Below are 13464 nucleotides of genomic sequence, written 5' to 3'. Positions count from 1 at the left end.
GGGCGCGGGCGCACGGGAGTTGGCGGGTGCACGGCCTGAGCGTGGAGGGCTACCGGCACCGCCGGGACGGCGTCGCCTGTCAGGACGCCTGGCGGTGCTCGACGGACGGGCCCGTCACGGTCCTCGCGGTCGCCGACGGCGCGGGCAGCAGGCCGCGCTCCGGCGAGGGCTCACTGCTCGCGGTCCGCCTCGCGGTGGAGCACTTCGGCCGGCTGCCCGCCTCGGGGGCCGACGGCCCGGCCGCGCACCGGCTGCTGCGCGAGGGCTTCCAGCGGGTCGTGGACGACTTCCTCGACCGTACGGGCGAGGCGGCCGGGGACCACGCGACGACGCTCACCGTGGTGGTGCTCGCGCCCGGGTGGCTGGGCCACGTCAGCGTCGGGGACGGCTTCGTGGTGCTGCGGGCCGGGACCGAGGACGGCGAGCGGCAGTTCCATCTGCTGCCGCAGCCCGCGGCCGTGAGCGAGTACAGCAACGAGACGGTGTTCCTCAGCACGCCGGACGCCGCCCGCTGGGTGCGGACCGACTGCGTACGGGACGACGGCGTCGACGGCGTCCTGCTCTCCACCGACGGCCTGGCCCAGGCCGCGCTCTCCTGGTCGGCGGGCGCCCCGCAGGCGCCCAACGAGTCCTTCGCCGCGGCGGTGCTGCGCTCCCTGGACACGGAGGCGGTGGCGCCCGGCGACGAGGACGACCGGCTGGCCGCGCTGCTCAGGTCCGACCGGCTGACCGCACTCAACGGCGACGACAAGACGCTGCTGCGGGCGGTGCGTGCGGTGCGTACGGGAGGGGGCGCATGAGCGTGGCGAACGGCACCGGTGGCGGGCCCGGCGGGCGGACCGTGCTGCTCGGCGGGGTGCCGGTGGTCCTGGCCGCCGCCCCGCTCAAGGGCGGCGGCCAGGCGGCCGTCTACCCCGTCGAGGGCGACGACCGGGTCGTGGTCAAGCTCTACCGGGACCCGCCCGGCCCCGAGCAGGAGCGCCGGCTGACCCGGATGCTCACGATGTCCCCGCTCGGCGGGCGCCCCACCGACCGCTCCCAGCGGCCCGAGCTCGCCTGGCCGACCGCGCCCGCGCGGGCGCCGGGCGGCGCGTTCCTGGGGTACGCGATGCAGCGGTTCGGGGAGCCCGAACACGTCCAGCTGGTGGGCCTGTTCACGCGCGCCCAGCGCATCCGGCTCTTCCACGAACGGGCCGACTGGCGGTTCCTGCTCGGCGTCGCCTGGAACCTCGCGTTCATGACCGCCCGCATGCACCACGAGGACTTGGTCATAGGGGACTTCTCCAGCAGCAACGTGGTGGTCGACGCGAACGGCTTCATCACGTTCCTGGACTGCGACTCCATCGCCTTCACCGACGCGGTCACGGGGGAGCTGTTCCCCTGTCTGATGCACACGACGGACTACTCGGCGCCGGAGCGGCACGCGGGCGGCCCGGCGACGCGCGCGAGCGACGACTTCGCGCTGGCGGTTTTGGTGTACCAGCTGCTGACGGCCGGGAACCACCCCTTCGGGGGCGTCCCGCACGACAGCGCGCCGGAGTCGACGGTCCAGGACAACATCGCGGCGAGCATCTCGTACGTGGTGCGGCCCGAGCAGGTCGTGGTGCCGCGCGGGACCGTGGACCCGTCCGTGCTGCCGCCCGAGCTCCTCGGCCTGTCCCGGGCGGCGTTCGGCCCGGGCGTGCTCGACCCCGCGGCGCGCCCTTCGGCGGAGGACTGGTTGCGGGCGCTGGACCGCGAGCGGTCGCTGGTACGGGTCTGTCCGGACCGCCCGATGCATACGTACGGGTCGCACCTCGCGGGGTGCCCGTGGTGCGGCCGGGCGTCCGTGACCGGCCACGACGTCTTCAACCTCGGCCCGGTCCCGGTCACGCCACCGCGGTCGGGAGTGCCGACTGCGCTGCTGGTCGGGCTGGTGGTGCTGGTTCTGCTGGTGCTGATCTTGTCTGTGGGATGAGCGGTTGTCTGCGGGCCGGTTGGGGCTGAGCGCGCAGTTCCCCGCGCCCCTGAGAATGCGCCCCTTCGGGGCGCCCCTGTAAGGGGCGCGGGGCCGTGACAAAGTGCGGCTCCGCCGCGTGGGCGCGACCAGCCAGCACCAACCCGCAGAAGACAACGCACCCTTTCAGGGGCGCCGGGAACTGCGCGCTCAGCCCACCACGACCCGCAGACAAACACCGGGCCAAGAAGGGGGCGCGGGGGAAGGCGGAGGGACCCCGGTCCGCGGACCTCCGCGGCGCGCGGACCGGGGCCGATCAGGGGGCGGCGGTGAGGGCCAGCGCCGCCGAGTGGGCGTCCATGCGCTCCGCCGCCAGGATCGCGGCTGCCGTGTCCGCGCGCGAGGCGGCGACGACGAGGGCGCGGCCCGCGAGGGCATGCGCGCGCTCGTGCAGCGAGGCCGGGGACGCGCCGCTCAGACCGGCGTGGCGCACCGGCGGCATACCTCCCCGCAGCCGCGCGACCTGTCGCGCTATCGCGTCCCCGGCCGAGGCCAGACCGAGCTCGTCGGTGACGGCGAGCAGCGCCGCGAGGTGCCCGGCGAGCTGGATGTCCAGCTCCTCCCCGCGGGAGCGGTGCGGAATGGGGGCGTCGGCGGCCATCGTGCTGTGCACCGACTTGGTCCGGATCGGCTCGTACATGAGATGGCCTCCTGTTTGTTACAGGAGACCATCCTATCTTGGATTCTGTCTAAAGTTGAGCGGAACCAGGGGCCCGGCTACATCTGGCTGTAGCCGTCCAGGAAGCTGCCGATCCGCGTCACGGCCCCGGCCAGGTCCTGCGCCGGGGGGAGCGTCACGATGCGGAAGTGGTCGGGCTCGGGCCAGTTGAAGCCGGTGCCGTGCACGACCATGATCTTCTCGGCCCGCAGCAGGTCGAGGACCATCTGGCGGTCGTCCTTGACCTTGTAGACCGCCGGGTCCAGGCGCGGGAAGAGGTACAGCGCGCCCTTGGGCTTCACGCAGGACACGCCCGGGATCTGGGTGAGCAGGTCGTACGCCGTGTCGCGCTGCTCCAGGAGCCGCCCGCCCGGCAGCACCAGGTCCTCGATGGACTGGCGGCCGCCGAGCGCGGTGGCCACCGCGTACTGCGAGGGCATGTTGGCGCACAGCCGCATGTTGGCGAGGATGGTGAGGCCCTCGATGTACGAGGAGGCGTGCGCCTTCGGGCCGCAGACGGCCATCCAGCCGGAGCGGTATCCGGCCACCCGGTAGTTCTTGGACAGACCGTTGAAGGTCAGCACCATCAGGTCCGGGGCGACCACGGCCGTCGGCGTGTGGGTGGCGCCGTCGTAGAGGATCCGGTCGTAGATCTCGTCCGAGCAGACGATCAGGTTGTGGCGGCGGGCGATCTCGGTCAGCGACCGCAGCATCTCCTCGCCGTACACCGCGCCCGTCGGGTTGTTCGGGTTGATGATCACGATCGCCTTGGTGCGGTCGGTGATCTTGCGCTCGATGTCGGCGAGGTCCGGCATCCAGTCGGACTGCTCGTCGCAGCGGTAGTGCACGGCGGTGCCGCCGGCCAGCGAGACCGAGGCGGTCCACAGGGGGTAGTCCGGAGCCGGGACGAGCACCTCGTCGCCGTCGTCGAGCAGCGCCTGCATCGACATCTGGATCAGCTCGGAGACACCGTTGCCGAGGTAGATGTCCTCGACGTCGAGGTCGAGGCCCTTGGTCTGGTAGTGCTGCATCACCGCGCGCCGCGCCGAGAGCAGGCCCTTCGCGTCGCCGTACCCGTGCGCCCCGGAGAGGTTGCGGAGCATGTCCTCCAGGATCTCCGGCGGGCACTCGAAGCCGAACGCGGCGGGGTTGCCGGTGTTGAGCTTGAGGATGCGGTGACCTGCCGCCTCCAGCCGCATGGCTTCTTCGAGAACCGGGCCCCGGATCTCGTAACAGACATTGGCGAGCTTGGTCGACTGGATCACCTGCATGACGGTCACCTTACGGGCGCGTTTCGGGGGACGCGCGGTGTTTGCGGCGCGGGTCGCCCGGGCGGGGCGTTCTGGGCGGAGCCCCGGCTTCCATCGGAATGCGGCACGGGGTGCCAGGCCGTGGATTGGCGGGCCGGGGTGGGGCGGGGGCTTGGAATGCACCCCCGGGCCCCGGTACGGGTGAGATGCACCACGGCGCGTTGTCGCCCGCGGGCCGGTGGGGGCCGGTCGCGCAGTTCCCCGCGCCCTTTCCTGGCCCGGTGTTTGTCTGCGGGCCGGTTGGGGCTGAGCGCGCAGTTCCCCGCGCCCCTGAAAATGCGCCCCTTCGGGGCGCCCCTGTAAGGGGCGCGGGGCTGTGACAAAGTGCGGCTCCGCCGCGTGGGCGCGCTCAGCCAGCGACAACCCGCAGACGAACACCGGGCCGAAAAGGGGCGCGGGGAACTGCGCGACCAGCCCCCACCGGACCGCACCAGCCCCACCGGACCGCAGATGAACGCCGGTCCGAGAGGGCGCACGCCCCGCAGAGGATATGGCCGGTTCAGAACGGGACATTCTCGGCCAAGACCGTCGCCCACGCCCTTCCCGCTCGGGCCGTGCGGAGTTACGTTCCCGCCCCGCACCGCACCCGTGCGGCTCCGCATGCCCGCGCAGCCCTGAGGAGGCAGAACCATGACCAACGGCCGCAACGCCGCCCCCCACCCCGAGCCCGTCGAACCGACCGAACCGACCCCGTTCGTCGTCCGCAGCAACCGCCCCGCCGCGCAGGGCGTCCCCTCCGACGCCTCGGACTTCCGTAACTCCTCGCAGGGGCTGCTCTCGCGGCCGGACGTGTCCGTGATCCCGGCGCGCGACGGCGGGACGGCGGCCTGGGACTTCGGCCGGTTCGGCTTCCTGCGCGACGAGGACGAGATCCCGCCGTCCGTCAACGCGCGGGTATGGCGGCAGGGCCGGATGAACGCGATGGCGGGGCTCTACCTGGTCACCCGCGCCGAGGACGGCGGCGTCTACCAGGTCCGCGGCTACGACCTGGCCAACATGACGATCGTCGAAGGCCGCACCGGACTGATCGTGATCGACCCCCTCGGCTCGTACGAGACCGCGCAGTACGCCCTGCGGCTCTACCGCGCGACCACCGACGACCGCCGGCCGGTCAAGGCGATCGTCTACACCGCGAGCTGCGTCGACCACTTCGGCGGCTCGCGCGGCCTGTTCGCGGAGCGCGGCGACGCCGTCCCCGAGGACCTCGCGGTGTACGCGCCCGACGGCTTCCTCGACGACGCGGTCCGCCGCCATGTGGTGGAGGGCCTGGCCACGGCGTGCCTGGTGGACCACACGTACGGCACGCGCCTGGAAGCGGGGCCGTACGGGCTGATCGACAGCGGCCCGGGGCTCACCGTCTCGGCTGGCGAGGCCACCCTCGTCCCGCCGACCCACCAGCTCTCCGGCGAGGTCGAGGCCGACGGCGTCCGCCTGGTCCTCCAGCCCGCCGCGGGCCTCCAGTCACCCGCGGAGATGAACGTCTACCTCCCCGACCGCAAGGTGCTCTATCTGACCGCCCCCGGCCTGCTCGGCGGCCTCGGGGACGTACGCGCCCGCCACCTCGACGAGACGCTGAAGGCCTTCGGCGGGGTCGCGGAGATCGTGGCCGGGGCGTACGAGTGGCCCGGCTGGGGCGACAAGGCCGTCTCCGCCCGCCTCGCCGCGCGGCGGGACGCCTGGGTCAGGCGCCAGACCCAGCCCTCGAACCGGCCCTTCTACGCCGCCGGGTACGTCGGCACCGCCACCCAGGCCGCCCGCCAGACCTGGCTGCGCCTGCTCGGCCACGAGTTCGTCGCCGCCACCGACGCGGTCGCCGCGACCCCCGCCTCCGCCACGACCGCCAAGCGGTACGTGGTGGCCCTGGGCGGCGCCGAGGCGGTGCTCGCCGTCGCGCGCGAGGAGTACGACGCCCAGACGCCCCGGTACGAGCGGGTCGTCGAGCTCCTCGACCACGTGGTGGCCGCCGCCTGCGACCCGGCGACGGTGCCGCCCGCGGTCCTGGAGGCCGCCACCTCGCTCCAGGCGCTGGCCCTGACCCAGCTCGGCTACCTCGCCGAGTACGGCCCGCTGCGCAACGCCTATCTCACGGCGGCCCGCGATCTGCGCCCCGGCCCGCAGCCGCCCGGCTCCCGCCCCGTCGTCGCCGACCTGGTCCGCTACGCCAACCCCGCCCAGTACTTCGCGGCCATGGCCGCCCGCCTCGACGGCCCTCGCGCCGCCGAACTGCGCGACCCGATCGTCCTGTTGTGGACCTTCACCAACACCGGCCAGTCGGGCGTCACGGTGCTGCGCGACGGCGTCCTCGTCTACACCGACACCCGGGGCGACACGATGCCCCCCGGAGTGGACAAGCCACAGGCCACGATCACGCTGACGCGTGACGCGCTGGACCAACTCCTCGGCCCGGGGCCGGACTTCGCCGCGAACTTCGACGCGGCGGTACGCGCGGGCCGCGTCCAGATCGACGACCGGGCCGCGGCGGACACGGTGTTCGGCTACCTGCTTCCGGCGATCCCGGCCGTGAACTGAGCCCAGGCGGCGGCGGGGACGGCAAAGGTAGGGCTGTCCCCGCCGCGCTTGGAGTCCCGGACGTGGACGGTGACGGTGTGGGGGCAGCTGGCGCCGCATGCATTCCGGCCCGCCGGCCATGGTGCGTAGCGCGGCCTCGTACATGGTGAACCCAAGACCAACGCCGTACGGCACACGCACGCACACGTACCGGTCGGCCGCGAGGTCGTCGCGCGGGCTCGCGCTGGTCGAGGCGCTCTCCGACGCCTGGGGCGCCACCCCGCGCCCGTACGGAATCGGCAAGACGGTCTGGTTCGAACTGATCGTCGGCAGACGGCTATGATCCGCTGACTTTCCACGTATTCACAGCATCCGCACATACCCGGGGGGGACCACGTGCGTTCCATTTCTTCGCGCCTCATACGCGGCGGGCTCGCGGCCGGTGCCACGGCGGGGCTGATCGCCACCGTCACCACCGCGCCCGCCCAGGCAGCCAGCGGCTACGACCGCTGCGCCTGGGGCAAGCTGTGCGTCTTCAGCGAGCCGCTGGGCAAGGGCGACATGCTGGTCGTCTCCGGGTCCATGCTGCGGCTGGGCTCCTGGGACAACCGGATCAGCTCGTTCGCGAACTTCACCGACGTGCCGGTCTGCTTCAACAGCGAGCCGGACCTCGAAGGGCACCCGGACCGGGCCAGGTCCTCGCACTACTACTCGGGCATGGTGTCCTTCGACGAGAGCTCCCGGCCGGACCTCGACAACAGCGTCAGCTCGCTCGACCTGGACCGCGAGGCGGACTACTTCTGCGGCTCCGAGGGCCGGTACCCCACCTACTGGTGGGAGTTCGAGGCCAAGCAGCGCCCGGCGGGGCAGCCCGCCGAGGCCGCGTTCGGTGACGCCGACGGCGATGGCTACGGCGACCTGTTCTCCCGTGACCAGTTCGGGCAGCTGTGGACGGACCACACGTACGCGGGCAAGGGCCGCACCCGTGTCGTGGGCGGCGGCTGGAACGCGATGAACCAGCTCACCCGGCACGGCGACTACAACGGGGATGCCAAGGAGGACCTGTACGCCCGCGACCGCTCCGGCGTCCTCTGGTTCTACCCGGGCCGCGGTGACGGCACCTTCGGCGACCGCGTCAAGGTCGGCGGGGGCTGGAACGTCATGCGCGACCTGGCCGCCGCCGGTGATCTGACGGGCGACGGCCGCGCCGATCTGCTCGCCGCCGACAGCACGGGCACCCTGTGGACGTACCCCGGCGACGGGCACGGCACCTTCGGCGACCGCCGGAAGGTCGGCGGCGGCTGGAAGGCCATGAACGAGCTGGTCGGGGCCGGTGACATGAACTCCGACAAGCGCGCCGACCTGGTGGCCCGGGACACCGCAGGGAAGCTGTGGTTCTACCCCGGCACCGGGCGCGGCACCTTCGGTGACCGCAAGCTCATCGGCACCGGCGGCTGGAACGGGCTCACCGAGCTGGCGGGTGTCGGTGACGTCACCGGCGACGGCCGCCCGGACCTGCTCGCCCACGCGCCGGGGCAGAAGGCGCTCCGCGTGTACCCGGGCACGGGCGCGGCGGACGGGGGCCTGCGGGCGCCGAGGCAGTACGCCCAGGCCCGCTCCACACAGCTCGTCTTCTGACCCGTCCCCGTACGACTCGTACGGCTCGTACCCCTGAATCTTCATCCGCCTCGATCGGAGTTCGGTCCATGCTCGGCATCACCTCGGCCCGGCGCTTGCTCGGAACGGCCACCGCCGTCGCCGCGTCGCTGGCCACCCTCGTCACCGCCGCCCCGCAGGCGGCAGCGGCCAACTACGACCGCTGCCCGGCGGGCAAGCTCTGCGTGTTCCAGTACAAGGACTTCCAGGGCAAGATGGAGATCGTCTCCGCCAGCCGCCCGACCCTCGGCATCTGGAACAACTCCATCTCTTCGATGGTCAACAACAGCGGGCAGTACGTGCTGATGGCCACCGGGGACAACTACACCGGCGAGCACCTGTTCAGCGACCCGCACAGCGGCCCCAACGACTTCTACGGCGGCTCGTTCGGCAAGGTCTGGGACAACAGCGTCAGCTCGATCCGCGTGGCGACCACCGCCTACGAGGTCACCCAGGGCGTGCCGTGGATGGACTGGTTCGTACAGGACGAGGAGAAGCGGCCCGCCGGGCTGCCCGCGGTGGCGCAGTTCGGCGACCTGAACAACGACGGCCGCCCCGACCTCCTGGAGCGCGCCGACGACGGGCGGCTGTGGTTCCTGTCGGGCGTCGCCGACGCCAACTGGGTCACCAAGGGCAAGCTCGTCGGCGGCGGCTGGAACGCCATGACCCAGTTGGTCCGGCACGGCGACCACAACGGGGACGGCAAGGAGGACATCTACGCCCGCGACCGCTCCGGCGTCCTCTGGTTCTACCCGGGCCGCGGCGACGGCGCCTTCGGCGACCGCGTCAAGGTCGGCGGCGGCTGGAACTCGATGCGCGAGATCAGCGCGGCGGGCGACCTCAACGGCGACGGCCGCCGCGATCTGCTGGCCCGCGACACCTCCGGGGTGCTGTGGACGTACCCGGGCAACGGCCGGGGCACCTTCGGCGACCGCGTGAAGGTCGGCGGCGGCTGGAACGCCATGAACCAGCTCGCCTCGCCCGGCGACCTCAACGGCGACGGCAAGGCGGACCTGGTGGCCCGCGACGGGTCCCGCAATCTGTGGTTGTACCCGGGCAACGGCAGGGGCACCTTCGGCGGCCGCTCCAAGCTCCCGTACGCCTGGCCGGCGGACGCCCCGCTGCTGGCCACCGGTGACGTCAACGGGGACGGGATCTCCGACCTCATGCGGCCCATCGACTTCCAGGTGTTCGCCTACCACGGCGACGGGCGCGGCGGGATCAGCGGACCGTGGGCGGACATGGGCTGGGACAACGCCCGTAACGTACGCGTCTTCTGACGGTTGATCAGATACCTGTCGGGGTGGGCGTTCTGCGGACCGCCCGCCCCGCGAGCACGTCCGTACGCCGCCCGTCCTCGATGACGAACTGCCCGTCGATCAGGACGTACGGGATGCCGGTGGGCAGGGTCCGGGGCCGCTCGAAGGTGGAACCCGCCGCGACCGTCTCCGGGTCGAACAGGACGACGTCCGCGCGGTAGCCCTCCTTGATCAGGCCCCGGTCCGGGAGCCGCAGGCGGGCCGCCGGGCGCGAGGTCAGATGGGCGACCATCTCCTCCAGGGGGAGGACGCCCAGGTCGCGGGCGTAGTGGCCCAGATAGTGCGGGAACGTGCCGTAGGCGCGGGGGTGGGGCTTGTCGCCCTGGAGGATGCCGTCGCTGCCGCCGGTGTGGACGCGGTGGCGCATGATCTCCCGCACGTTCTCCTCGTGGCCCACGTGCTGGAGGATCGTCGAGCCGAGGCCGTCGTCGATCAGGAGGCGGCGGGCGGCCGTCCAGGGCGTCTCGCCGCGCGCGCGGGCCGACTCGGCGACCGTCCGGCCCACCCAGGACGCCAGGGCCGCATCGCTCACCCCGGAGATCTCGATCGTCTCCCAGTCGATGGGGACGCCGTGGCAGCCGTCCGCCCCCACCACCTCCATGTCGTGGCGGATCCGCTCGGCCGTCGCGTCGTCCCGCAGCCGCGCCAGGACCGTCCCGGGCCCGCCCTCGCCCGCCCAGCTCGGCAGCATCGCGGCGAGCGTCGTACAGCCCGGGGTGTACGGATAGGTGTCGAGCGTGATGTCGGAGCCGCCGGCCAGCGCCCGGTCCAGGAGAGCGAGGAGTTCCGGCGCCTTTCCCTCGTTCACGCCGAAGTTCATGGTGGCGTGGGCCAGGTGCAGCGCGCAGCCGGCCGCGCGGGTGAGCTCCACCATCTCCTCGTACGCGCGCAGGGCGCCCGCGCCGTACGAGCGGTGGTGGGGGCAGTAGTAGCCGCCGTACCGGGCCACGACCTTGCAGAGCTCGGTCAGTTCCGAGTCCGGGGCGTACATGCCGGGCGTGTACGTGAGCCCGGAGGACATCCCGACCGCGCCCTGCTCAAGGCCCTCGGCCACCAACCGCCGCATCCGGTCCAGCTCCTGGGGCGTCGCCTCGCGGTCCTCCCAGCCCATCGCGTACATCCGCACCGTGCCCTGCGGGACGAGACAGGCGGCGTTGACCGCGATGCCCCGGCCGTCGAAGCCGTGGTCGAGGCGGTCGAGGTAGCCGCCGACCGTACGCCAGTCGAAGTCGATGCCCGTGTCCCCGGGCGCACCGCCGTTCCAGCCGGTGATCGCTCTGCGGACCTCCGTGAGGGTGCGGTCGTCGACGGGCGCGTACGAGAGGCCGTCCTGGCCCAGGACCTCCAGGGTGACGCCCTGGGCCGCCTTGGCGCTGTGGTCCGGGTCGCGAAGCAGGGCCAGGTCGGAGTGGGCGTGCATGTCGATGAAGCCGGGGGCGAGGGCGAGGCCGTGGGCGTCGAGGGTGCGGGCGCCGGTGAGGCGCGGCGAGCCCTCGGGGCGCAGCGCCGCGATGCGGCCGTCCCGGATGCCCACGTCGGCGCGGTGGCGCGGGGCGCCGGTGCCGTCGATGACGAGGGTGTCGCGGATGACGAGGTCCATGGTCCGGTTTCCGTGTGCGGTCGCTGATGTCACAGGCGAATCCCCCACCCCGCCCCTTCCCTGAACCCTCCGGGGGTGGGGGAAGGGGGTTTCCCGGGGACTCCGTCCCCGGGCCCCTGGGCGGGGGCTCCGCCCCCTGCACCCCCGCTGTGCCCCGCGCCCCTAGAAGTACGTACGGATGTAGTCCGTCACCGTGCCGTCCGCCTCCACCAGGGGGATCAGCTGCCACTTGTCGAAGCTGGTGCACGGGTGGGAGAGGCCGAGGCCCACCCAGTCGCCGACCTCCAACTCCACGTCCGGGGCGGTGCGCAGCCAGGCGTGCTGGTCGGAGAGGGCGGTGACCTCGATGCCGGTCGCGGGGCGCTGGACCCCGTCCCGCGCCCCGCGCACCACCTGCGCCTCGGGCAGGTCGAGGTCGTGCGCCGCGTCCCGCTTGCCCGCGTTCACGAACGCCTGGTCGGGGCTGGGCCGGGAGACGACCTGCGCCCACAGGCGGAAGGCGGGGTGCAGGGCGCCCTCTTCCGGGATGCGGTTGAAAGGCGTGACCCGTCGGTACTGGCCGTCGTCGTGCGAGACGTACGCGCCCGAGCGCAGCAACTTCAGTACGGGAAGGGAGAGTTCGGGGATCTCGGCGAACACGTCGGCCACCGCGTCGAACCAGGCGCTGCCGCCCGCGCTGACCACGATCTCGTCGAGTCCCGTCCCCGAGAAGCGACCCGCCTTGTCGAACTCCGAGGCCAGCGCGGTCAGCCTGCGCAGCCAGGCCGCGACCCGCTCCGGGGCGGCTCCGGGGACCTCGGCCTCGTAACCCGCCACGCCCACCAGGCGCAGGGTGCGGGTCGCGGCCACCGCGTCGGCGACCGCCGTGCAGTCGGCCTCGGTACGGGCGCCGGTGCGGGCGCCGTCGCCCGCGCCCAGCTCGACGACGACGTCCACCGGGCGGACCGCACCGGTGAGCGCCGCGTCCATCAGCTCTACCCCGCGCACCGAGTCCACGTAACAGATGAACCGGAAGTCGGCGTCCCGCGCCAGCTCCCCGGCGATCCACTTCAGGGACGCCGCGTCCACCAGCTCGTTGGCGAGGAAGATCCGCCGGGTGCCGAACGCGCGGGCCACGCGGACCTGGTGGGGCACGGCCAGGGTGATGCCCCAGGCGCCGTGGTCGAGCTGGCGGGCGAAGAGCTCGGGGGCCATCGTGGTCTTGCCGTGCGGGGCGAAGGCGAGGCCGTGCCGGGTCGCGTACGTCTCCATCAGCGCGAGGTTGTGCTCCAGGCGCTCGGCGGAGAGGGCGAGCACGGGGGTGGTGAAGCCGTCCGTGAACAGGTTCCGGCGCTGGGCCGCCAGCTCGCCGACGGTCAGGCCGTCGGCGTCCGGGGGCAGCCCCTTGAAGCGGTGGTCGACGCGCTCTTCGGCCAGTCCTGCCAGGAACCCCATGGAAGCCTCCGTGATGCGTTGCAGCATGTGCAACGCCCGTTGCGTGTATCGCGTACTGCTGTCTAACATCCGGCCCAACGCCGGGTCAATGGTGCACCGGTTCGCCGGTTCGACGGTGCGAGGAGCGAGGGCGCGTGGTGGATGTGGATGTCGTCTGTCTCGGAGAGTCCATGGTCACCTTCCTGCCGTCCCGGCCCGGGCGCCTCGCCGACGTGCCGTCCTTCGCCCGGGGGACCGGCGGCGCCGAGTCCAACGTGGCGTGCGCGCTGGCGGCCGCCGGGCACGCGGTGAAGTGGGTCAGCCGGGTGGGGGCGGACGGCTTCGGGGACCACCTGGTCGAGGCGGTGGGCGCGTACGGCGTGGACACCTCGGGGGTGCGCCGCGACCCCGGCCGCCCCACCGGCGTGTACTTCCGCACGGCCGACGACCGGGCGGCCGGGACGCACGAGGTCGTGTACTACCGGGCCGGGTCGGCCGCTTCCGCCATGTCGGTGGCGAATGTGCCGTGGGGTGAGGTGTGGGCGGGGCGGGTGCTGCACCTGTCCGGCATCACGGCCGCGCTCTCCGCGGACTGTCTGGCGCTGATGCGGTCTCTGCTGGAGCGTCGTCCCGGGCGCCCGCTGGTGTCGTTCGACGTCAACCATCGGTCAGGGCTGTGGCGTTCGGGGTCCGATCCCCGCGTGTCGCTGGAGCTGGCTCGGGGGGCGGACGTGGTGTTCGTGGGGGAGGACGAGGCGGAGGGGGCGTGGGGGTTGCGGGGCGCGGACGCGGTGCGGGCGGCTCTGCCGGAGGTGGGGGTGGTGGTGGTCAAGCGGGGAGCGCGGGGGGTGACCGTGTTCGAATCCCCCACCCCGCCCCTTCCCGAAACTCTCCGAGGGGTCTCTTCGGCTGCGGACCGTGCTGGGGCGGGGGGGGGGGGGGGGGGGGGGGGGGGGGGGGGGGGGGGGGGGGGGGGGGGGGGGGGGGGGGGGGGGGGGAGGAGG

General features: G+C 73.0%; 12 protein-coding genes (1 of these 12 cut by a window edge). 7 read left to right on the top strand and 5 right to left on the bottom strand.

The annotated features are described in order from the left end of the window. Window positions 1-26: 26 nt before the first annotated feature. Window positions 27-800 carry a PP2C family serine/threonine-protein phosphatase gene (locus ACZ499_RS24065; RefSeq protein ID WP_468677780.1) on the top strand — a complete coding sequence of 258 codons (774 nt, stop codon included), beginning with the start codon at window positions 27-29 and terminating at the stop codon, window positions 798-800. Beyond that, the gene (locus ACZ499_RS24060; protein WP_468677779.1) at window positions 797-1957 is read left to right on the top strand and encodes a hypothetical protein; all 1161 of its coding nucleotides are present in this window, start codon (window positions 797-799) and stop codon (window positions 1955-1957) included. The genes ACZ499_RS24065 and ACZ499_RS24060 overlap by 4 nt, the downstream gene beginning before the upstream one ends. Window positions 1958-2252: 295 nt before the next feature. On the opposite strand, the gene ACZ499_RS24055 is transcribed toward ACZ499_RS24060, so the two are convergent. Both ACZ499_RS24055 and ACZ499_RS24050 read right to left on the bottom strand, forming a co-directional pair. Then, window positions 2253-2636: an SCO4983 family protein gene (locus ACZ499_RS24055; RefSeq protein WP_385550314.1), complete on the bottom strand. Its 384-nt coding sequence runs from the start codon at window positions 2634-2636 to the stop codon at window positions 2253-2255. Between the two features lie 77 nt (window positions 2637-2713). Beyond that, window positions 2714-3925, bottom strand: coding sequence for a pyridoxal phosphate-dependent aminotransferase (locus ACZ499_RS24050; protein WP_468677778.1), 1212 nt, complete (start codon window positions 3923-3925; stop codon window positions 2714-2716). Between the two features lie 669 nt (window positions 3926-4594). Here ACZ499_RS24050 and ACZ499_RS24045 point away from each other — a divergent pair. Beyond that, the gene (locus tag ACZ499_RS24045; protein WP_468677776.1) at window positions 4595-6493 is read left to right on the top strand and encodes an alkyl sulfatase dimerization domain-containing protein; all 1899 of its coding nucleotides are present in this window, start codon (window positions 4595-4597) and stop codon (window positions 6491-6493) included. Here ACZ499_RS24045 and ACZ499_RS24040 read toward each other — a convergent pair. Then, complete coding sequence (locus ACZ499_RS24040; protein ID WP_468677775.1) at window positions 6460-6669, bottom strand: DUF397 domain-containing protein; 210 nt, start codon at window positions 6667-6669, stop codon at window positions 6460-6462. The two genes, ACZ499_RS24045 and ACZ499_RS24040, sit on opposite strands and share 34 nt — an antisense overlap. On the opposite strand from ACZ499_RS24040, the gene ACZ499_RS24035 reads away from it, so the two are divergent. The 3 genes from ACZ499_RS24035 to ACZ499_RS24025 all read left to right on the top strand — a co-directional run bounded on the left by ACZ499_RS24035 (window position 6591) and on the right by ACZ499_RS24025 (window position 9408). Beyond that, window positions 6591-6815, top strand: coding sequence for an ATP-binding protein (locus ACZ499_RS24035; RefSeq protein WP_468677855.1), 225 nt, complete (start codon window positions 6591-6593; stop codon window positions 6813-6815). The two genes, ACZ499_RS24040 and ACZ499_RS24035, sit on opposite strands and share 79 nt — an antisense overlap. A 53-nt stretch (window positions 6816-6868) precedes the next feature. Beyond that, window positions 6869-8110 (top strand): FG-GAP-like repeat-containing protein, encoded by a 1242-nt coding sequence (locus ACZ499_RS24030; RefSeq protein WP_468677773.1) that lies wholly within the window; start codon window positions 6869-6871, stop codon window positions 8108-8110. Window positions 8111-8178: 68 nt separating this feature from the next. Continuing rightward, entirely contained in the window at window positions 8179-9408 is a 1230-nt protein-coding gene (locus tag ACZ499_RS24025) for an FG-GAP-like repeat-containing protein (RefSeq protein WP_468677771.1), read from the top strand. A gap of 7 nt (window positions 9409-9415) precedes the next feature. On the opposite strand, the gene ACZ499_RS24020 is transcribed toward ACZ499_RS24025, so the two are convergent. Both ACZ499_RS24020 and ACZ499_RS24015 read right to left on the bottom strand, forming a co-directional pair. Beyond that, window positions 9416-11080, bottom strand: coding sequence for an N-acyl-D-amino-acid deacylase family protein (locus ACZ499_RS24020; protein WP_468677769.1), 1665 nt, complete (start codon window positions 11078-11080; stop codon window positions 9416-9418). A 129-nt stretch (window positions 11081-11209) separates the two neighbouring features. Beyond that, the gene (locus ACZ499_RS24015) at window positions 11210-12481 is read right to left on the bottom strand and encodes an amino acid deaminase (RefSeq protein WP_468677767.1); all 1272 of its coding nucleotides are present in this window, start codon (window positions 12479-12481) and stop codon (window positions 11210-11212) included. 134 nt (window positions 12482-12615) lie between these two features. On the opposite strand from ACZ499_RS24015, the gene ACZ499_RS24010 reads away from it, so the two are divergent. Next, window positions 12616-13464, top strand: the 5' portion of a protein-coding gene (locus ACZ499_RS24010; RefSeq protein WP_468677766.1) for a sugar kinase. The gene runs 414 nt beyond the window's last position; the window shows 849 of its 1263 coding nt (coding positions 1-849); its start codon is at window positions 12616-12618; its stop codon lies off the right edge, out of view.

It is taken from the genome of Streptomyces sp. NPDC031265, assembly GCF_055570295.1.
This window is presented reverse-complemented; position numbering and strand designations above follow the sequence as displayed.